Origin of the sequence: Micromonospora sp. NPDC050695, assembly GCF_040654415.1 — a bacterium.
Lineage (GTDB): Bacteria > Actinomycetota > Actinomycetes > Mycobacteriales > Micromonosporaceae > Micromonospora.
The window spans coordinates 13,874-33,755 of the sequence record NZ_JBFAHZ010000056.1; the positions used below are offsets into that span (position 1 = coordinate 13,874).

Genomic DNA, 19,882 nt, shown 5'->3' on the forward strand with positions numbered 1-19,882 from the left:
TGCCATACGACCGGACACATTACACCCTGGCCTGTTCGTGGTTGTCGTACCGGAGGAGCACGATGGAGCGGTGACCGGGGCAGACGAAGATACGGCCGGCGTGCTCGACGGGTTCGGCCCGGCCACCCGCGCCTGGTTCGACGCCGCCTTCGCCGCCCCCACCGCCGCCCAGACCGGCGCCTGGCGGTCCGTCGCCGCCGGCCGCAACGCCCTCGTCGTGGCGCCCACCGGCTCCGGCAAGACGCTCGCGGCGTTCCTCTGGTCACTGGACCGGCTGGCCCGCGAGCCGGCACCGGCCGAGGCCCGACAGCGCTGCCGGGTGCTCTACGTCAGCCCGCTCAAGGCCCTCGCCGTCGACGTGGAGCGCAACCTGCGCGCCCCGCTGGCCGGCATCCGGCAGGCGGCCACCCGGCTCGGCGTCGCCCCACCCGAGATCACCGTCGGCACGCGCACCGGCGACACCCCGGCCGACGAACGACGGGCCTTCGCCCGCACCCCACCGGACATCCTCATCACCACGCCCGAGTCGCTGTTCCTGCTGCTCACCTCCGCGGCGCGGGATTCGCTGCGCGGCGTCCAGACGGTGATCGTCGACGAGGTGCACGCGGTGGCCGGCAGCAAACGCGGCGCCCACCTCGCCCTCTCGCTGGAACGCCTCGACGAGCTGCTGCCCGCCCCGGCGCAGCGGATCGGTCTCTCCGCCACCGTCCGGCCGATCGACGCCTGCGCCCGGTTCCTCGGCGGCGCCCACCCGGTCGACGTCGTGCAGCCGGCCACGCCGAAGACCATCGAGGTCAGCGTGCAGGTCCCCGTGGAGGACATGACCCGCCTCGACGAGCAGGAGCAGCCACCCGAGGACGACCTCGGCGGCCCCGGCCCACGCCGCGCCTCGATCTGGCCGGCGGTGGAGGAACGCGTCTTCACGCTGATCGGCCAACACCGCTCCACCATCGTCTTCACCAACTCCCGCCGCAGCGCCGAACGCCTCTGCGCGCGGCTCAACGAGCTGGCCGCCGAGGAGGTGGCCGCCGCGCCGGATGGCGACGCGGTCGGCGTACCGGACGGGTTGTCGCCTGGCGACGACCCGGCGGGTGACGGCGGCCCGGCGTCCGGCGCGCAGCGGTGGGGTGGCCCGGCGGGGCCGGTGCGCAACCGTCCGCCGGCCGAGGTGATGGCCCAGTCCGGTGCGGCCACCGGCGCGGCGCCGGTGATCGCCCGCGCCCACCACGGCAGCGTCTCCCGCGAGGAGCGCAAGCACATCGAGGAGGCGCTCAAGTCCGGCCAGCTCCCGGCCGTGGTGGCCACCTCCAGCCTGGAGCTGGGCATCGACATGGGCGCGGTCGACCTGGTGGTGCAGATCGAGGCGCCGCCGAGCGTGGCCGCCGGGCTGCAACGGGTCGGCCGCGCCGGGCACCAGGTGGGCGCGGTCTCCCGCGGCGTGGTCTTCCCCAAGCACCGCGGTGACCTGCTCTCCTGCGCGGTGGTCGCCGAGCGGATGACCGACGGCGCGATCGAGGAGCTGCACTACCCGCGCAACCCGCTGGACGTGCTGGCCCAGCAGATCGTCGCCATGGTGGCGCTGGAGCCGTGGCGGGTCGGCGACGTGGCCGTGCTGGTCCGCCGGGCCGCGCCCTTCGCCGAGCTGCCCGACTCCGCCCTGCACGCCGTCCTGGACATGCTCTCCGGCCGCTACCCGTCCACCGCGTTCGCCGAGCTGCGCCCCCGGCTGGTCTGGGACCGGGCCGCCGACCTGCTCACCGGCCGCCCCGGCGCGCAACGGCTCGCGGTGACCAGCGGCGGCACCATCCCGGACCGGGGGCTGTTCGGAGTGTTCCTCGCCGGCGCCGAGCGGGCCGCCCGGGTCGGCGAGCTGGACGAGGAGATGGTCTACGAGTCGCGGGTCGGCGACGTCTTCCTGCTCGGCTCGTCCTCGTGGCGCATCGAGGAGATCACCCCCGACCGGGTGCTGGTCTCGCCGGCCCCCGGGCAGGCCGCGCGGATGCCGTTCTGGAAGGGCGACCAACTGGGCCGTCCCGTGGAGCTGGGTCGGGCCATCGGCGCCCGGGTGCGCGGTCTGCTGCGGCAGAGCGACGAGGCGGCACTGGCCGCGCTGCGGTCCGGCGGGCTGGACGACTGGGCCGCCGGCAACCTCATGGCGTACCTGCGTGACCAGCGGGAGGCCACCCGCTCACTGCCCGACGACCGCACGATCGTGGTCGAGCGGTTCCGCGACGAGCTGGGCGACTGGCGGCTCGCCGTGCACAGCGTCCTCGGCGCGCGGGTCAACGGGCCGTGGGCCCTCGCGGTGGGCCGCCGGCTCGCCGAACGGTACGGGGTGGACGCCCAGGTGATGCCCTCCGACGACGGCATCGTGATACGCCTGCCGGACACCGCCGACGAACCGCCCGGCGCCGACGTGGTGGTCTTCGAGCCCGACGAGATCACCCAACTGGTCGAGGAGTCGGTCGGCACGTCCGCGCTCTTCGCCGCGCGCTTTCGCGAGTGCGCCGCCCGGTCGCTGCTGCTGCCCCGCCGCGACCCGCGCCGCCGCCAGCCGCTGTGGCAGCAGCGGCAACGCGCCGCGCAACTGCTCGACGTGGCCCGCGAGTACGCGGACTTCCCGGTCACCCTGGAGGCCGCCCGGGAATGCCTCCAGGATGTCTTCGACCAGCCGGCGCTGGCCGGGCTGATGCGTGACCTGGCCACCCGCAAGGTCCGGCTGGTCGAGGTGGAGACCAGCGCCCCGTCCCCGTTCGCCCGGTCGCTGCTCTTCGGTTACGTCGGCGCGTTCCTCTACGAGGGCGACGCCCCGCTCGCCGAGCGCCGCGCCGCCGCGCTCGCCCTGGACTCCACGCTCCTCGGCGAGCTGCTCGGCCGCGTCGACCTGCGCGAGTTGCTCGACCCTGCGGTGCTCACCGAGACCGAGCGGCAGTTGCGCTGGCTGACCGAGCAGCGCCGCCCCCGCGACGCGGAGGACGTGGTCGAGCTGCTGCGGGTGCTCGGCGACCTGAGTGACGCCGAGCTGACCGGGCGGGGTGTGCCCGAGACCTGGCTGACCGAGCTGGAGGCCAGCCGACGGGCACTGCGGGTGCGGATCGCCGGCGAGCAGCGCTGGGTGGGTGTCGAGGACGCCGCCCGGCTGCGTGACGCGCTCGGCGTGGCGCTGCCGGTCGGGGTGGCCGAGGCGTACCTCGCGCCGGTGGCCGACCCCCTGGGTGACCTGGTGGCCCGTTACGCCCGCACGCACGGGCCGTTCGCCGCGGCGAGTTGCGCGGCCCGCTTCGGGCTCGGTGTGTTCGTCGTCGAGCAGGCGCTGCGCCGTCTCGCCGCCACCGGCCGGGTGGTCTCCGGGGAGTTCACCCCGGATTCCGCCGGCGCCCAGTGGTGCGACGCAGAGGTGCTGCGGATGCTGCGTCGCCGCTCGCTCGCGGCGCTGCGCCGGGAGATCGAGCCGGTGCCACCCCGGGCGTTGGCCACGTTCCTGCCCCGCTGGCAGCAGGTCGGCTCGTCGGCCCGGGGCGTCGAGGCGCTCGCCGCCACCGTGGAGCAGTTGCAGGGCGCGGCGGTGCCGGCGTCCGCCCTGGAACGGCTGGTGCTGCCCGGCCGGGTCGCCGACTACTCCCCCGCACAGCTCGACGAGCTGTGCGCCAGCGGGGAGGTGCTGTGGGCCGGGTCGGGGGCGATCTCCGGCGGCGACGGATGGGTCACCCTGGCGTACGCGGATGCCGCGCCGTTGCTGCTCCCACCGCCGGACGACGCGCTGACCCGCACCCCGCTGCACGACGCGGTCCTCGACGCGCTCGGCGACGGGCAGGCGCTGTTCTTCCGGCCGCTGGCCGACCGGGTGGGCTCGACCGACGACGCCGCCCTGACCGGCGTCATCTGGGACCTGGTCTGGGCCGGTCACCTCACCAACGACACCCTCGCCCCGCTGCGCGCGGTGCTCGGCGCTGGCGGCGCGCACCGCTCCCGGCCGTCCGCGCCCCGCACCCGGTACCGGCGGCCGGGCCGGGTGGCGCTGCCCACCCGGGGTGGCCCGCCGACGGTCGCCGGGCGCTGGTCGCGTCTGCCGGATCGGGACCTCGACCCGACCCGGCGGGCCGCCGCTCTCGCCGACGTGCTGCTGGAGCGGCACGGGGTGGTCACCCGCGGCGCGGTCATGGCCGAACAGGTGGTCGGCGGGTTCGCGGCGGTCTACCCGGTGCTGTCGGCGCTGGAGGAACGCGGCGCGGCCCGCCGGGGCTACTTCGTCGAGGGGCTCGGCGCGGCGCAGTTCGCGGTCCCCGGCGCGGTGGACCGCCTGCGCGCCCTGGCCGAGCCGGCCGACGGTGCCCGGGGCCGCGGTACCCCGGCCACGGTGCTCGCCGCCACCGACCCGGCCAACCCGTACGGCGCGGCGCTGCCCTGGCCGGACCGGGTGGTCGACTCCGGCGACGGGGCCGCCCCGGCGACCGGGCACCGGGCCGGCCGCAAGGCGGGCGCGCTGGTGGTGCAGGTCGGTGGCGACCTGGTGCTCTACGTGGAGCGCGGCGGCCGGACGCTGCTCTCCTTCACCGACGACACGGACACGCTCGCCGCGGCCGGCAAGGCGCTCGCCGACGCCGTCCACTCCGGAGCGTTGGGCGCGATGTCGGTGGAGCGGGCCGACGGCGAGGCGGTGCACTCCTCACCGCTGCGCGACGCGCTGACCGCCGCCGGCTTCCGGGCCACCCCACGCGGCCTACGCCTGCGCGGCTGACCCGCGCTCCGGCCCAGCGCGCCCCGCCCCAGCGCGCCCCGCCCCAGCGCGCCCCGCCCCCGGCGCTCCCGGCCAGCGCCGGCCCGGCAATGTCGCGTCGGGCGCACCTCATCTGATGAGTGATGCCGGTGCGTCATCAAGATGACTCACCGGCATCACTCATCGGACCGGATTCAGCCGAGGCCGTTGAGGACCTTCTCGTAGCGGGGCCGCTCGGCGGCCGGGGTCTTCGCGTCGAGGTAGTTGAGGACCACCGCACCGCGCCGGTACGACTGGCCGCCCCAGGTCTCCGCGATGTCGCTGGCGCTGATCTCGTCGGGGAACACGTACACCGTGACGGCGTCGGTCGAGATGAGCTCGGAGCAGCCCAGGCCGAGCCCGTCCGGGCCACAGTCGACCGAGCGGTCCTTGGGGTGCGGCACCTTCAGGCCGGCGTCCCTGAACGCGTTGACGACCTGGGTGGCGCCGGGCGCGCCGGCCGGACGTCGGGGCAGCACCACCGGCGGCGGGCTGGCCGGCCGGCGTTCGGTGGGCCCCTGCGGCGCCACGGACGGCGGGGCGGGTGGCGTTGCCACGGCGCCGGAGCTGGACGGGGCCGCCGAGGGCATCGGCGCGCTCGGAAGGCCGGTCGCCGCCGGGGCCGAGACCGACGACGCGATGGGCGCCGCGTTCGGCGGGTCGGCGTCGTCATCGCCGCAGCCGGCGGTGACGGCGACGGCGACCAGCAGGACCCCGAGGACGGGCAGGCTCCGAAGTGTCACCTGGGCAGTGTGCCCAACCGCACCCGGCGGCGGGAGGGGCCGGTCGGCCACCGCGCTGTCCCATATCCGCCACCACGGGTCGGCCGTGCGGCGGCGGTACGCTCCAGGGCTGGCGGAGCAGGCGCGGCGAGAGGCGGGGGGGCCGAACGTGGGCGGGTTCGAGGTGCGGCCGGCGCGGCCCGCCGAGCGGACGGCGATCGACGCGCTGCACGAGCGCGAGTGGGGTGGCCCGTACGTGGTCGCCCACGACACCCGGCACGACGTGCGAACCCTGCCGACCCTGGGGGCGCTCGACGCCACCGCGGCGGTGGTCGGCGCGCTGACCTACCGCGTCGACGGCGACGGCCTGGAGGTGGTCACCCTGGTCGCGGCCGCGCCCGGCGGCGGCGCCGGCACGGCCCTGCTGGCGGCGGCGACCGCGACCGCGACCGGGGCGGGCCTGGCCCGGGTGTGGCTGATCACCTCGAACGACAACCTGCGGGCGTTGCGGTTCTACCAGCGACGCGGCATGCGGCTGGTGCACGTCGACCGGGGAGCGGTGGACCGTGCCCGCCGACTCAAACCGGAGATCCCCCTGGTGGGCGAGGACGGCATCCCCCTGCACGACGAACTCGTCCTGGAGCTGCGCACCGACGCGGAGGGTTAGCCTGCGGGCATGTCCGTCACGCCCTGGATCTCGCTGACCACCGACTACGGCCTCACCGACGGTTTCGTGGCCGCGTGCCACGGGGTGATCGCCCGGATCGCGCCGGCGGCCCGGGTCATCGACGTGACCCACCTGGTGCCACCGGCGGACGTGCGGCGGGGCGCGGCGGTGCTGGCGCAGACGGTGCCGTACCTGCCGGTGGGTGTGCACGTGGCGGTGGTCGACCCGGGGGTGGGCACCGCCCGGCGGGGCGTCGCGCTGGCCACCCCGGGTGGGCTGCTGGTCGGTCCGGACAACGGGCTGCTGCCGGATGCCGCCGCCGCGCTCGGCGGGGTGACCGCCGCGGTGGAGCTGACCGAGCCGCGCTGGCTGGCCCGCCGGGTGTCCGGCACCTTCCACGGGCGGGACGTGTTCGCGCCGGTCGCGGCCCGGCTGGCGCTCGGCGCGCCACTGGGCGAGGCGGGGCCACCGGTGGATCCGGCCGGTCTGGTCCGGCTGCCGGCGCCGACGCTGACCTCGGACGACGACGGCTTCACCGCCGAGGTGTCGACCGTGGACCATTTCGGCAACGTTCAACTGGCCGCGCCGGCGCACCTGCTCGACCCGCTGCCGACGACGGTGCGGGTCGGTCCGCCGGGGGTGGCACCGGCCCGGCCGGCCGTCCGGGGGCGGACCTTCGGCGACGCCCCGGCCGGTGGCCTGGTGGTGTACGTCGACTCGGCGGATCTGGTCGCGGTCGCCGTGAACGGCGGGCGGGCGGTGGACCTCCTTCGGGTGGCCCCGGGTGACGTCCTGCGGGTTTCCCGCTGATATTCGACTGTGGAATGCTGCCCCGGTGGGTGAACACGTAGTTCCCGTGGGCTGTCCGTGCTGTGCATCCCGAACCGGCGGGGGGACCTGCCCGGTCTGCTTCTGGACCGACGATGGTCAGACCGACGCCGACGCCGACGCCGTCCGGGGCGGCCCCAACGGCGACCTGAGCCTGTCGCACGCCCGGCTCAACTACGCCGTCTACGGTGCCAGCCACCCGCGCTACCAGGACATGGTGCGCCCGGCCCGCCCCGACGAGCGCCCCTGACGGCACCCGGCGGGGCGGGCACGGGTCAGCAGACCGGCACGCTGCCGCCGTACACGCCGGAGATGTACGCATGGCTGACGTACTGGCCGGTGGCCAGCCGGTTCCAGCGGGTGGTGGTGCGGTAGGGGCCGGCCACCGACTGGCCGGTGACGTAGCACTGGATCGGCACGTTGGCGAATTGGGCGGCGAGGCCACGGATCGGGTACGACGTGCTGGCCCCGGTGCGGATGTTGAGCGGCCCGTCGCCGACCACGCCACGCGGCCCGCCACCGGTCCACAGGTAGGCGACGTCCACCCAGGCGTTGGTGGTGAGCTGGAGGCCGTCCCAGAAGGTGCCGTCGGCCAGGTCGATGCCGGCCGGGTTGAGCACGGTCCGGCCGAACTGGTCCCGCCCGCCGTTGTAGCCGGACTGGTAGGCGGCCTGCGCCTCGGGTCGGCCCTGCGGCAGGTTCTTCCAGTTCTCCCGCACCGCCGACGGGTTCCAGTAGTCGTCGCGGGTGTTCCACGGTCCGACGTCCCAGACGGGGGCGTACTCGCAGCGGGAGCCGGTGGTGGTGCAGACCCGCACGGTGTAGTCACCGGTGTTGAGCGGGGACAGGCCGCGCCGCGACGGTAGTGCCACGAAGTGGTCCCGGGGCTGCACGGTGCGGCCGTTGGCGGTCAGCTCGCCGACCAGCCCGATGCGGGTAGCGTACACCCGGTAGGTGAGGCCCGGAGTGGCCGCGGAGACGGCGGCGGTCGCGTCGGCGGTGAGCTGGACGCCGCGTACCGTCGCGGTGGCGCCACCGGCGGGCGCGGTGAGCACCACCCGGCTCTGCACCCGGCTCACCGGGCGGTCGAAGACCGCTCCGGCGGTCGCGGCCCGCCACTCGGTCCAGCCGCTGACCCGCCAACCACGGACCTGGGCCTCGACGGTGGCACCGGCCGGTACGTCGGCGGTGACCTGGGCGCGGATCCGGGTTGCCGGCCGGCTGAGGGTCCGGGGAGCGTTCAGCAGCATCCCCTCCGCGACCGCGCTGTGCGGGCTGCGCGGGCTACGGCCGGCGGACCGGGCCTCGCGCAGTCGCAGCCCGGCGGGGGTGCGCCGGACGTTGACGTCGTCGCGGTCGACGACGGACAGGTCGGCGTTCCACCGTTCGCCGTCCGGTGCGGCGGCGGTGAGGGTGAGCGGGCCGCCGGCGGCGGGTGCGCCCGGGACGTGGCTGGTGGCGGGCAGGAGCGTGGCGGTGAGGGCGAGGGTGAGGGTGGTGACGAGGGAGAGGGATCGGGTACGACAATGCGGCCTTGACATCGGCATTCTCCTCAGAACCCCCTGACCCTCGCATGTCAGAAGATCATGAGGAACCGGTGTACAAATAGCGACACATGCGAATCCTGCTCGAAAGAGGGAGGATGGTGGGATGCCCGAGGGTGACACCGTCTGGAACACCGCGCGCGTGCTGCACCGCGCGCTGGCCGGCTCGAGGATCACCGACAGCGACTTTCGGGTGCCGCAGTTGGCGACCACCGACCTCACGGGCTGGACGGTCCGCGAGTCGGCGAGCCGGGGCAAGCACCTGCTGCTGCGCCTGACCGCAACGGACGGGGCGGACTGGACCCTGCACTCGCATCTGCGGATGGACGGCGCCTGGCGGGCGTACGCGCCGGGCGAACGGTGGAGCGGCCGCCCGGCCCACCTGATCCGGGTGGTGCTGCGCAGCCCCGGCGCGGTGGCGGTCGGCTACCACCTGCACGAGCTGGCGCTGGTGCCGACCGCCGAGGAGGACCGCCTGGTGGGTCACCTCGGCCCCGACCTGCTCGGCCCCGACTGGGATCCGGCCGAGGCGGTGCGCCGGCTCGGCGCCGACCCGGAGCAGTCCATCGGCGAGGCGCTGCTCGACCAGCGCGCGCTGGCCGGCGTGGGCAATCTCTACAAGTGCGAGGTGCTGTTCCTGCGTGGCGTGTCCCCGTGGACACCGGTCGGCGCGGTGCCCGACCTGACCGGCCTGGTGTCGCTCGCGCAGCGACTGCTCGCGGCCAACCGGGGTCGGTGGACGCAGAGCAGCACCGGCTCGCTGCACCGGGGCCAGACCAGCTACGTGTACGGCCGCCGCGCCCAGCCCTGCCGCCGCTGCGGCACCGCGATCCGCAAGCAGGAGCTGGGCGAACGCGTCACCTACTGGTGCCCGGTCTGCCAGCCGGAACACCCGGACGCCCCGTTACCCGGCTGACCGCCCCGCACCGCCCGAGGTCATCCCAGATACGGACGATTGGGTAATTCCTATCTGGCCGTCGGAGTCGCATGCTGCGGTTGAGTGCTCACCGACCGTCAGCAGAGCACCAGGGTCGCCACGCCGGGGTGGCGGACCCGGTGCACCGACCCGGGGAGAGTCATGGCGATCTTCCGCAGACTCCGCTCCACCTTCTTCGAGCGCACCGCCCAGGACAGCGACGGCAACGGCCGGGTGGCGTCCGTGGTGCCGGCCGCGCGGACCACCGAGGAGGTCGTCCGGACCACCGAGGAGGTCGCCGCACCGGCGACCAGCCTGGACCCGGCCGTCGTGCCCCGCTGTTTCGGCCCGGTGCCGAACTTCGCGTACAGCCCGCGCCCTCTGCGGGACGCCGACGGCCGGCTGGTGCCCGGGACCGGGCTGCGCAAGTTCATCGACGCGCTGCCCGTCCCGGGCCAGACCGCACCGCCCGTCCCGGGCCAGACCGCACCGCCCGTGGCGGGCACCGGACTCGGCGCGTACCTGCCGGTGCCCGTCGCGGACACGATCAGCTATCCGGGCTGCGACTACTACGAGATCGGCCTGCAGGAGTACGCCCAACGCCTGCACCGGGACCTCCCGGCCACCCGGCTGCGCGGCTACCGGCAGCTCAACCTCGGCACCGACGCGTCGGGGCACAACACCGTCGCGCCCCCGGAGCGGCCCTGGCACCTCGGCCCGGTGATCCTCGCCCGGCGGGGCCGGCCGGTCCGGGTGAAGTTCATCAATCAGCTGCCCACCGGCCGGGCCGGCGAGTTGTTCCTCCCGGTCGACGACACGGTCGACGGAGCGGGTCCGGGCCCGCTGGGCGGCCCCGCGCCGTACCCGCAGAACCGGGCGGTGCTGCACCTGGCCGGGGCTCGGACCGGCTGGACCAGCGCCGGCAACCCGGGGCAGTGGATCACCCCGGCCGCGGAGATCACCCCGTACCCGACCGGCACGGGCCTGACCCACGTGCCGGACATGCCGCCGCCCGGTGCGGGCGCCACCACGCTGTACTACCCGAACGAGCAGAGCGGGCGTCTGCTGTGGTTCCACGACAACACCCTCGGCCTGGCCCGGCTCACCGTCTACGGTGGGCAGCTCGCGCTCTACCTGCTCACCGACCCGGCCGAGGAGCAGCTCGTGGCCGACGGGGTGCTGCCGGCCGAGCAGGTGCCGCTGGTCATCGAGGACAAGACGTTCGTGCCGGACGACACCCAGCTCGCCGCCGAGGATCCGACCTGGGACCGGGAACGCTGGGGCGCCCGGGGCAGCCTCTGGCACCCCCACGTCTACCAGCCGCGACAGGACCCGTACCGCCCCGGTGGGCGCAACCCGACCGGGCGGTGGGACTACGGCCCCTGGTCCCGTGACCCGGCCCCGGGCGGCGTCGGAAACACGGCCATCCCGGCCGGGGCCGTGCCCAACCCGCTGCACGACCCGGTGGGCGCGCCGGACGAGCCGCCCCTTCGGCCTGACGTGCCGCACCCGTCCGCGGTGCCCGAGGCGTACGGCGACACTCCGCTGGTCAACGGTGTCGCCTACCCATACCTGGAGGTGCGGCCCCGCGTGTACCGGTTCCGGATCCTCAACGCCTGCCTGGACCGCAGCGTCAACCTTCAGCTCTACCGGGCCTGCTCGGACGGGCCGATGTGGACCGACGACGGTGTTCTGGCCGACGCGGAGGCTGGCGAGGTGCCGATGGTGGCCGCCGTGCGGGCGGCGGACCGGCCGGCGGGCTGGCCGACCGACGGGCGTGACGGCGGGGTGCCGGACCCTCGTGCGGCCGGGCCGGCGTTCGTCCAGATCGGAAACGAGGCCGGCCTGCTGCCCGCCCCGGTGGTGCTGCCGAACCGACCGGTCGGCTTCCGGTACGACCGGCTCGACCCGACCGTGCTGAACGTCGACGGGCACACCCTGCTGCTCGCCCCGGGCGAACGGGCCGACGTGCTGGTCGACTTCGCCGCCGTCCCGGCGGGCAGCACGCTGATCCTGTACAACGACGCGCCCGCCCCGTTGCCCGGGTTCGATCCGCGTTACGACCAGCACGCCGACGCCACCGACCGGACCGCCGAGGGCGGGCCGCCGCCCACCGAGCCGGGGTACGGCCCGAACACCCGTACCCTGCTCCAGTTCCGGGTCACCGGGGCGCCGGAGCCACCGTACGACCTGGCCCGGCTGCGGGAGCGGCTGCCCGTGGCGTACGCGGCCAGCCAACGCCCGCCGATCGTTCCGCAGCCGGCGTACGACGAGGCGTTCGGCACCAGGACGGCACGGGAGACGACGGTGCCGGTGCACGCGGACACGGTGACCTTCACCCCGGCGGGCGCGGTCGGCCCGGTGACCCTGCCCGTCGAGGTGAAGGCCGCTCAGCAGGTCTTCGAGCCCGACCACGGCCGGCTGGCGGGTCGACTCGGCGTCGGGCACCCGCACGCCGGGCCACTCACCCCGGCGACGCTCCCCCTCGGCCCGACCGACCCGGTGACCGAGGTGCTCTTCGCGGCCGACCCGGCCGTGCCGGTCGGCGCGCCGACCGACGGCACGCAGCTGTGGCGGATCAGCGGCAACGTCCGACAGACCGAGCCGCTGTGCTTCGGCGGCTGCGACGTGCAGGTGGTCAACCGGGTCGGCTGGGACGGCACGGTGCGCGCCCTCCACGGTGCCGAACTGGGTTGGAAGGACATCGTCCGGGTCAATCCCCGCGAGGACGTGGTGGTGGCGGTGCGCCCGGTCGCCCCGACGCTGCCGTTCAAGCTGGGCGACAGCGTCCGGCTGCTCGACCCGGGCCGCCCCGCCGGGATCCGGACCGGCTCGACACCGGTCAGCCCCGCCGACGGGCGGCCGGCGGTGGTGGTCAACCAGCTCGTCAACCTGGGCTGGGAGTACCGCTGGCACAGCCGGCTCGCCGCCCACCGCGACCTGGGGATGAGCCGGCCGTTGGTGCTGCGGGTGGCCCCCAAGGCACCGACCGGGCTGACCGCCACACCGGTGCCCGGCTCGGCCACCGCGCTGCCGGCGATCGCGCTGGCCTGGACCGGCAACGGCGGCCGTCCGCCCGCCACCAGCCACGTGCTGCAACGGGCCACCGACGCGACGTTCGGTGGTGAGGTCACCACCATCACCGTCGCGGCGACCGCGACCCGCTACACCGATGCGACGGTGACCCCCGGCGTGACCTACCACTACCGGATCAGGGCGGAGAACGCGGTCAGCTACTCGTCCTGGTCGAACTGCGTGCCCGCGTCCGTGCACCTGCCCGCCCCGGTCGGCATGGTCGCCGTGATCCCTCCGGCCGCGCCGCTACGGGTGGCCCTGCGCTGGACGAACCGTTCCTTCGCCACCGGCATCGACGTGCAACGGGCCACCAATCCCACCTTCACCAGTGGCCCCGGCACGACGGCGATCGGGGTCGGCAACAGTCACCTGGACATCGCGGTCGCACCGGACACCACGTACTACTACCGGGTCCGGACCACGTACCTGGGCGCCGCGTCGGCGTGGTCGACGGTGGCGGCGGTGACCACCCCGGCCGTGCCGGGCACCCCGATCGGGGTCAGCGTCACCGCCAGCGCGCCGGGGCCGGACACGGCCACGGTGATCCTCGGCTGGGGGCCGGGCACGACCGCCAGCTCCGGCTCCGGGTTCATCGTGCAGCGGGCGCTGGACCCGGCCTTCGACCGGGAGGTGGCCACGTTCACGGTGACCGGTAGCGGTTTCACCAACACGGGGCTGGCCCGGGGCGTGACCTACCACTACCGGATCCGGTCGTTCAACGTGGTGGGCAGCTCGCCGTACACCGGGCCGGTCTCCGTCACGACACCGCCGTGACCGGCCCGCGGCGCCGGTGCCCGGCGGGCGTCAGCGGGTGGGCGCGCGCAGCGGGGTGCCGGCGGCGCGCAGCTCGGCGAGCGCCGACGCCACGCCGTGCAGCAGGTCGGTGGCCTCGGTGAGCCGGTCGGCGGCCGGGTGGGCGCTCTCGGGTCGGGAGTCCTCGGCCAGGTAGCCGGCGGCGGCCACGACGAGCCGTTCGTAGGCCGCGACGCCGCTCTCCAGTTGGGCGACCAGCGCGCCGTGCGCGTCGGCCAGCGGTGCCCGGGCGTCGGGCGGTGCCAGCCGCAACGCCCGTTCGACGCTGGCCACCCGGGCGGCCAGGTCGCGCAGCGACCGGTCGGCGGCGGCGGCCTCCAGCACGGCCGGCTCGGCCAGCCCGGTGAGTCGCGGTGCCATCCCGGCCAGGGTGAGCGCCGCCCGGTCCAGGCGGGCCCACTGGGCTCCGGCGGTGGTGCCGCGCAGCGCGACCCGGGAGCGGACCCGGCGGACCTCGGCCAGCACACCGTGGCCGACCGGCAGCCGTTCGACGGCGGCCACCAGCCGCGCCCGGGACCGGGCCGCGGCCTCGGCCGGATCCAGTGCCGGGGGCGCCGGCCGGGCGGCCAACGCCCGCAGGTCGATCCACCGCCAGGCGGCGAGCGCCACCGCACTGCCCGCGGCGCCCGCCCAGGCCGCGTCGGGCAGACCGAGGCCGGCGTACGGGGTCAGCACCGCGGCAGCGCCGCCGAGCCCACCGGCCAGCACACTCCACCGCCGGGCGGAGCGGCGCAGCCGACCCAGCTGGCGGAAGTACCGGGTTCGCTCGTCCGCCACCCTGACCTCCTCGGATGAGACGTTCAGCTCGCGGCGGTCGGGTCGCCGGTGCCCCGTTCGCGGGCCATGCTGGCGCGCAGCTCGTCCAGCCGGGCCGCGGCGGCGGGGTCGCCGGCCTTCTCGGCCTGCGGTACGGCCGGTCGCTGTGCCGCGCCGCCGAGCTGCTCCCCGGCCATGCTGGACCGGATCTGCTCCAGCCGGGCCGAACCGGCGGAGTCGATGGTCGCCTTCTGGATCTCCAGCATGCGGCCCTCGACCGAGTTGCCGGCCAGTTCCGCGCGGCCCATCGCGTTGGCGTACCGCCGCTCGATGCGGTCCCGCACCTCGTCCAGGGAGGGGGTGTTGCCGGGGGCGGTGAGCGACGACATCGACTCCAGCGAGCGGGCCACCGTCTCCTGCATCTTGGCCTGCTCCAGCTGGCTGAGCAGCTTGGTGCGCTCGGCGAGCTTCTGCTGGAGGATCATCGAGTTGTTCTCGACCGCCCGGCGGGCCTGCGCGGCGGCGCCCAACGCCTGGTCGTGCAGGGTCTTGAGATCCTCGGTGGCCTGCTCGGCGGAGACCAGCTGGGTGGCGAGGGTCTGCGCGGACTGCTCGAAGCGCCCGGCCTCGGCCTCGTCGCCCTTGGCGCGGGCCTGGTCGGCCAGCACGAGGGCCTGCCGGGCGTTGCCCTGCAACCGTTCGACCTCGGTCATCTGCCGGGACAGCTTCATCTCCAGCTGGCGCTGGTTGCCGATCACCGCGGCGGCCTGCTGCACCAGCGCCTGGTGCTGGCGCTGGGCATCCTCGATGGCCTGCTGGATCTGCACCTTGGGATCGGCGTGCTCGTCGATCTTGGCACCGAAGAGTGCCATCAGATAGTTCCAACCCTTGACGAACGGGTTCGCCATCTCCGCGGTATCCCCTCAGTAGCGTCACTCCACCCGCGGTCAGACCGGAATGGGCCGGCCGACCGCGACCCCGGCCGGTCTCCATCGTCCCAGCCGAACGCCACCTCGGCATCCGTACCGGGCGGTCGACGGCACCGGCAGATCCTGTGGGCAACCCTACGCGGCTGGGGCCGGCTCGCCCATGGTCAACCGGGAGGAGGGGCTCAGGCGGCGCAGACCACGTCCCGGTCGCGCTCGGTGGGGCGCACGCGGGTGCTGCGCAGCGTGGCCTTGAGCGGCGACTCGTGGCGGACCGAGACAGCGACCTTGCCGTCGGAGGTGACCTGGCGTACGCCCCGGTTGGTGCTCTTGCGCACGGTGGCCGCCGCGCCGACGGGCGCGGCCTCGGCCGGCTCGTCCTGCATGCCGACGAGCACCCCGGGCATCTGCTCGGCGAGCGCCACGGTGTCGCTCACCTCCCGCAGCAGCTCGGACAGGCGGGCACCGAGCGCGTCACAGATCGCGGCCAGCAGTTCGCTGGACGGCTCCTTGTGCCCCCGTTCGATCTCGGAGAGGTAGCCGAGGCTGACGTTCGCCGCGGTGGACACCTCGCGCAGGGTGCGGTGCTGCCCCTGCCGGCGCGCCCGCAGTGCGTCACCGATTACCCGGCGTAGCAGGACCATCGCACCTCCCCCTGAGGGATACCTCTCGCCCGGCGTCGGGCAGCCGGTCGCGGCGGACCGCGCCGGCTCCGAGCGTCGGAGCCTTCCCGCAACCGTACCCGGTGCGAGCCCGTGCGACATCCCGCCCCGCCCGTCGGATCGCCCGCGACGGCTCACCGGCGTCCAACGCCCACCGCGCCCCGCTCGGCGTCGTCGGCGTGGATCCGCTCGGCGAGCAGCCGCAACGCCTCGATCACGGCCGTCGAGCGGACGTGGTCCCGGCCACCGTCCAGGTCGAGCTGGCGGACCTCGCCGCCGTTCGGGCCGGAGACCGCGACGTAGACCAGGCCGACGGGCTTGTCGTCCTGCGGTTCGGGGCCGGCGACGCCGGTGGTGGCGAGGCCCCAGTCGGCGCCGCACCGCTGCCGGCCACCCGCGGCGAGCGCCGCCGCGACGTCCGGGTCCACCGGCCCCCGTTCGGCCAGCAGCTCGGTCGGTACGCCGGCCAGCGTGGCCTTCAGCTCGGTGGCGTAGACGACGAGGCCGCCCCGGTAGATCCCGCTGACCCCGGCGATCTCCACGATCGACGCGGCGAGCATGCCGCCGGTGAGCGACTCGACCGTGGCCAGCGTCTCGTGCCGTTGCGCCAGGCTGTGCACGACCCCCGCCGCCGGGCTACCCGCGGACTCCTCCCCCACCGCCGCACCACCCCCCAAACCCACATCCCGCTGCATCAACCCGTCCTTCCCCACCCCCGGCCACCCAACCCTCCCGGTCCGATCGCGTCGATCATGACGTTGGCGGCGCGACACGCCGAGCCGGATGGCGGCAACCCCATGATCAACTGGGTCGGCCGCGTGAGGTGCGGGGTCAGCGGGCGCGGCGGAGGCGCAGGGCCTGGACCACGTAGTCGAAGCCGGTCACCACCGTCACCAGGACGGCGGCGGCCATGATCCAGGGGCCGACGGTGGCGAGGGCGGCCGGCATCGGCCACAGGTACCAGGCGATGGCCAGGATCTGGAGCGCGGTCTTGACCTTGCCGCCGCGGCTGGCGGCGATCACGCCGTGCCGGATCACCCAGAACCGCAGCCCGGTGATGCCCAGCTCACGGACGAGGATCAGCACGGTCACCCACCAGGGCAGCCGGTCGTACCAGGAGAGCAGCAGCAGGGCCGCGCCGGTGAGCGCCTTGTCGGCGATCGGATCGGCCACCTTGCCGACCGAGGTGACCAGCCCGAACCGGCGGGCGATCCAGCCGTCCACCAGGTCGGTCGCGGACGCCACCGCGAAGATCAGGCAGGCCGCCATCCGCCAGCCGGCATGGCTCATCCCGGACACGATCACCGAGGCGGCGAAGACCGGCACCAGCACCAGCCGCAACGCGGTCAACGCGTTGGCGGCGTTGAGCACGGGCACCCGCGCGACCACCCGGGCCGGCGTCGACTCCGTCGCCCCGGTCACCGTCTCGCTCCACTCGGGCCGCCGTGGCGCTCCCGGGACCACACCACCTGGCTCCCCCGCTCCGTTCGTTCCCGCCGTCACCGTGCCGCGCCGGGCGCCGCCGAGATCATCTCATCCGGCACGGCGAGCAGGTCCACCCCTTCGGTGCCGGTCACCGTGGCACGCACCAGGTCACCCGGGCGCAGCGCGGCCAGATCGACCCCACCCTCCACCGGGGCGACCAGGGTGGTGGAACCGTCCACCTCCGGCGCCTGGTGCGCCGCCCGGCCCTCCACCACACCATCGGCGATCGAGTCGACCAGCACCTCGACGGTCGAGCCGAGCCGGTCCTCGGCGCGCTGCGAGCACAGCTCGTCGGCGAGCGCGCTGAGCCGGTCGTAGCGCCGCTTGATGGTCGCGGCGGAAACCTTGCCGGGCAGCCCGGCGGCCTCGGTGCCGTCCTCGTCGCTGTAGTCGAACATGCCGATCGCGTCGAGGCGGGCCTCGGTGAGGAACCGGACCAGCTCGTCGACGTCCGCGCGGGTCTCGCCGGGGAAGCCGACGATGAAGTTGCTCCGCGCACCCGCCTCCGGCGCCAACTCCCGGGCGCTGGCCAGCAGCTCCAGGAACCGGTCGGTGGAGCCGAAACGGCGCATCCGGCGCAGCACCGGCTCACTGGAGTGCTGGAACGACAGGTCGAAGTAGGGCGCCACGCCCGGCGTACCGGCGATGGCCGCCACCAGCCCGGGTCGGGTCTCGGCCGGCTGGAGGTAGCTCACCCGCACCCGGACGATGCCGGTCACCGCGGCGAGCTGCGGCAGCAGCTTCTCCAGAGCCCGGGGGTCGCCCAGGTCCTTGCCGTACGACGTGGAGTTCTCACTGACCAGCACCAGCTCGCGTACGCCGGTCTTGGCCAGCCACTCCGCCTCGGCGAGCAGCTCGTCCGGCGTCCGCGAGACGAACGCGCCACGGAACGCGGGGATCGCGCAGAACGCGCACCGGCGGTCGCAGCCGCTGGCCAGCTTCAGCGAGGCCACCGGGCCGGTGTCCAGCCGGCGCCGCAGCACCTGGCGCAGGTGCGCCGGGGTGTGCTCGTCGGTGTCGACGGCGCCGCGGGCCACGGTGCCGTGCCCGGGCAGCGACACGGCGGAGTCGCGCCGCTTCACCGGGGTCAACGGCAGCAGCTCCCGCCGGTCCCGGGGGGTGTGCGGGGTGACCTGCTCGCCGGCGACGACCGCGTTCAGCCGGGCGGCGATGTCCGGGTAGTCGTCGAAGCTCAGCACCGCCTGCGCCTCGGGCAGGCTGTCGGCCAACTCCCGGCCATACCGCTCGGCCATGCAGCCCGCCGCGACCACTTTGGCGCCGGTGCCGGCGGCGGCGAGCAGGGTCTGGATGGAGTCCTGCTTGGCCTTCTCCACGAAGCCGCAGGTGTTGACGACCACCACGTCGGCGCCCTCGCCATCGGTGGTCACCTGCCAGCCGTCGGCGTGCAGCCGGGCGGCCAACTCCTCCGAGTCGACCTCGTTGCGGGCACAACCCAGGGTCAGCAGGGCGACACGACGGCCCTCGGCGTTGTCATCAGAGGAGGTGGCAGACACCATCCGAGGGTACCGGGCCGACCTGGGAACCCCACGCACGCGTACCTGCGCATCCTCCAGGCGGCGCTCAGCGCGTGGCGGCGGTCACCCGGGTCAGCCGGTCGAGCAGGAAGACCTCGGTGCCGGCGAGGCCGGTGGAGCAGAAGACGGAGACCTGGTCCGCGGTGGTCCGGCCGGCGACCGCGCCGGCCAGCACGCCACCCAGGTCGCGCAGCCGTCCGGCGTACGGCGGTGTGGCCGCGAGCATCGGAGGCTGGTAGTCCGCCGCCTGGGCCGGCGAGTCGGTGACCAGCAGGTCGGCGGCGTCCAGCAGGTCGGCGCCGAACTCGCTGCGGTCGCTCTGCTTGAAGCCGACGGCGTTGACGTGCGTGCCGGGGCTCACGTCGGCCGCGTGCAGCACCGGGGTCGGACTGGTGGTGGCGAGCACCACGATGTCGCGTCCGGTCACTGCGGAGGCCGGGTCGTCCACCGCTCGCGCCGGTACGCCCAGTTCCGCGCGGACGCGGGCCGCGAAGGCACCCCGTCGGGCGGCGGAGCGGCTGTACACCACCACCTCGCGCAGGGGGCGGACCGCCGCGGCCGCCCACACCTGGGTCCACGCCTGCCGACCGGACCCGATCACCGCGAGGGTCGCCGCGTCGGGCCGGGCCAGCGCGTCGACGGCGACGCCGCCCAGCCCACCGGTACGCCGGGAGCCCAGCTCCTCCCCGACTGCGACCGCCCGGATCGCCCCGGTGCCGGCGTCGTGCAGGACGACCAGCTGCTCGGCCTGCGGGTGACCGAAGGTGTCGTACGAGCGGAAGCCGTACCACTCGCCGAGCAGGTGCCCCGCCGTGAGCACCATCCGGCCTCCGCTCAGCGGGGCCGCGGCCCGGGGTGGCGCGATCAGCCTCCCCTCGTACGCGGCCAGCAGGGCCTCGCGCATGGCGTCGACCGTGGTGGCGGCGTCCAGTGCGGCGGCGACCTCGGGATCGGCGTAGAGCAGGGTCATGACGGTGATACTGCAAGTTGAACTGAGGTGTAGGTCAATGCGGGGTGGCGGGCATCACCCGGGTCGCCGGCAGCCGCCGGTCCAGCCGCCGCCCGGCCGCCGGTGCCAGGTATGCCGAAGGCGCCGGACCCGCAGGGCTATTGCGTTCTGGGGTAACTGCTGGTCACAGCGGTTATGAGGTCGTGTGAGCGACGGTCGGCGCGTCGGTTGGCGCGGGCGATGTTGGG

15 protein-coding genes are annotated in these 19,882 nt (G+C 75.0%); 6 read left to right on the forward strand and 9 right to left on the reverse strand.

Annotated elements, in window-relative coordinates; genetic code table 11:
• The first annotated feature begins 70 nt into the window (after window positions 1–70).
• On the forward strand, window positions 71–4,738 hold the full coding sequence (locus AB0H52_RS27250) for an ATP-dependent helicase (protein WP_357951003.1): 4,668 nt from the start codon (window positions 71–73) through the stop codon (window positions 4,736–4,738).
• A 173-nt stretch (window positions 4,739–4,911) separates the two neighbouring features.
• On the opposite strand, the gene AB0H52_RS27255 is transcribed toward AB0H52_RS27250, so the two are convergent.
• The gene (locus AB0H52_RS27255) at window positions 4,912–5,499 is read right to left on the reverse strand and encodes a hypothetical protein (RefSeq protein WP_192580456.1); all 588 of its coding nucleotides are present in this window, start codon (window positions 5,497–5,499) and stop codon (window positions 4,912–4,914) included.
• A gap of 148 nt (window positions 5,500–5,647) precedes the next feature.
• On the opposite strand from AB0H52_RS27255, the gene AB0H52_RS27260 reads away from it, so the two are divergent.
• The 3 genes from AB0H52_RS27260 to AB0H52_RS27270 are packed head-to-tail and all read left to right on the forward strand — an operon-like array spanning window position 5,648 to window position 7,223.
• Window positions 5,648–6,145, forward strand: coding sequence for a GNAT family N-acetyltransferase (locus AB0H52_RS27260; protein WP_357951006.1), 498 nt, complete (start codon window positions 5,648–5,650; stop codon window positions 6,143–6,145).
• A 9-nt stretch (window positions 6,146–6,154) separates the two neighbouring features.
• Window positions 6,155–6,955: an SAM-dependent chlorinase/fluorinase gene (locus AB0H52_RS27265; RefSeq protein WP_151492444.1), complete on the forward strand. Its 801-nt coding sequence runs from the start codon at window positions 6,155–6,157 to the stop codon at window positions 6,953–6,955.
• Between the two features lie 25 nt (window positions 6,956–6,980).
• Window positions 6,981–7,223 carry a CPCC family cysteine-rich protein gene (locus AB0H52_RS27270; RefSeq protein WP_225854764.1) on the forward strand — a complete coding sequence of 81 codons (243 nt, stop codon included), beginning with the start codon at window positions 6,981–6,983 and terminating at the stop codon, window positions 7,221–7,223.
• A gap of 25 nt (window positions 7,224–7,248) precedes the next feature.
• On the opposite strand, the gene AB0H52_RS27275 is transcribed toward AB0H52_RS27270, so the two are convergent.
• Entirely contained in the window at window positions 7,249–8,514 is a 1,266-nt protein-coding gene (locus AB0H52_RS27275; protein WP_151492443.1) for a hypothetical protein, read from the reverse strand.
• 109 nt (window positions 8,515–8,623) lie between these two features.
• Here AB0H52_RS27275 and AB0H52_RS27280 point away from each other — a divergent pair, with 109 nt between their 5' ends.
• Both AB0H52_RS27280 and AB0H52_RS27285 read left to right on the forward strand, forming a co-directional pair.
• Window positions 8,624–9,433, forward strand: coding sequence for a DNA-formamidopyrimidine glycosylase family protein (locus tag AB0H52_RS27280; RefSeq protein WP_357951011.1), 810 nt, complete (start codon window positions 8,624–8,626; stop codon window positions 9,431–9,433).
• Between the two features lie 162 nt (window positions 9,434–9,595).
• Window positions 9,596–13,282, forward strand: a complete 3,687-nt coding sequence (locus AB0H52_RS27285) for a hypothetical protein (protein WP_357951014.1) — start codon at window positions 9,596–9,598, stop codon at window positions 13,280–13,282.
• A gap of 30 nt (window positions 13,283–13,312) precedes the next feature.
• On the opposite strand, the gene AB0H52_RS27290 is transcribed toward AB0H52_RS27285, so the two are convergent.
• The 7 genes from AB0H52_RS27290 to AB0H52_RS27320 all read right to left on the reverse strand — a co-directional run bounded on the left by AB0H52_RS27290 (window position 13,313) and on the right by AB0H52_RS27320 (window position 19,655).
• Window positions 13,313–14,098, reverse strand: a complete 786-nt coding sequence (locus AB0H52_RS27290) for a hypothetical protein (RefSeq protein WP_151492440.1) — start codon at window positions 14,096–14,098, stop codon at window positions 13,313–13,315.
• A 23-nt stretch (window positions 14,099–14,121) separates the two neighbouring features.
• On the reverse strand, window positions 14,122–14,985 hold the full coding sequence (locus AB0H52_RS27295) for a PspA/IM30 family protein (protein ID WP_151492439.1): 864 nt from the start codon (window positions 14,983–14,985) through the stop codon (window positions 14,122–14,124).
• A 203-nt stretch (window positions 14,986–15,188) separates the two neighbouring features.
• The gene (locus tag AB0H52_RS27300; RefSeq protein ID WP_151492438.1) at window positions 15,189–15,647 is read right to left on the reverse strand and encodes a helix-turn-helix transcriptional regulator; all 459 of its coding nucleotides are present in this window, start codon (window positions 15,645–15,647) and stop codon (window positions 15,189–15,191) included.
• A gap of 152 nt (window positions 15,648–15,799) precedes the next feature.
• Window positions 15,800–16,348, reverse strand: coding sequence for a CinA family protein (locus AB0H52_RS27305; protein ID WP_357951021.1), 549 nt, complete (start codon window positions 16,346–16,348; stop codon window positions 15,800–15,802).
• 148 nt (window positions 16,349–16,496) lie between these two features.
• Window positions 16,497–17,087 carry a CDP-diacylglycerol--glycerol-3-phosphate 3-phosphatidyltransferase gene (gene pgsA / locus AB0H52_RS27310; protein ID WP_151491458.1) on the reverse strand — a complete coding sequence of 197 codons (591 nt, stop codon included), beginning with the start codon at window positions 17,085–17,087 and terminating at the stop codon, window positions 16,497–16,499.
• Between the two features lie 77 nt (window positions 17,088–17,164).
• Window positions 17,165–18,667 carry a 30S ribosomal protein S12 methylthiotransferase RimO gene (gene rimO / locus AB0H52_RS27315; protein ID WP_151491459.1) on the reverse strand — a complete coding sequence of 501 codons (1,503 nt, stop codon included), beginning with the start codon at window positions 18,665–18,667 and terminating at the stop codon, window positions 17,165–17,167.
• A gap of 64 nt (window positions 18,668–18,731) precedes the next feature.
• Window positions 18,732–19,655, reverse strand: a complete 924-nt coding sequence (locus AB0H52_RS27320; RefSeq protein WP_151491460.1) for an ornithine cyclodeaminase family protein — start codon at window positions 19,653–19,655, stop codon at window positions 18,732–18,734.
• Between the last annotated feature and the right edge of the window lie 227 nt (window positions 19,656–19,882).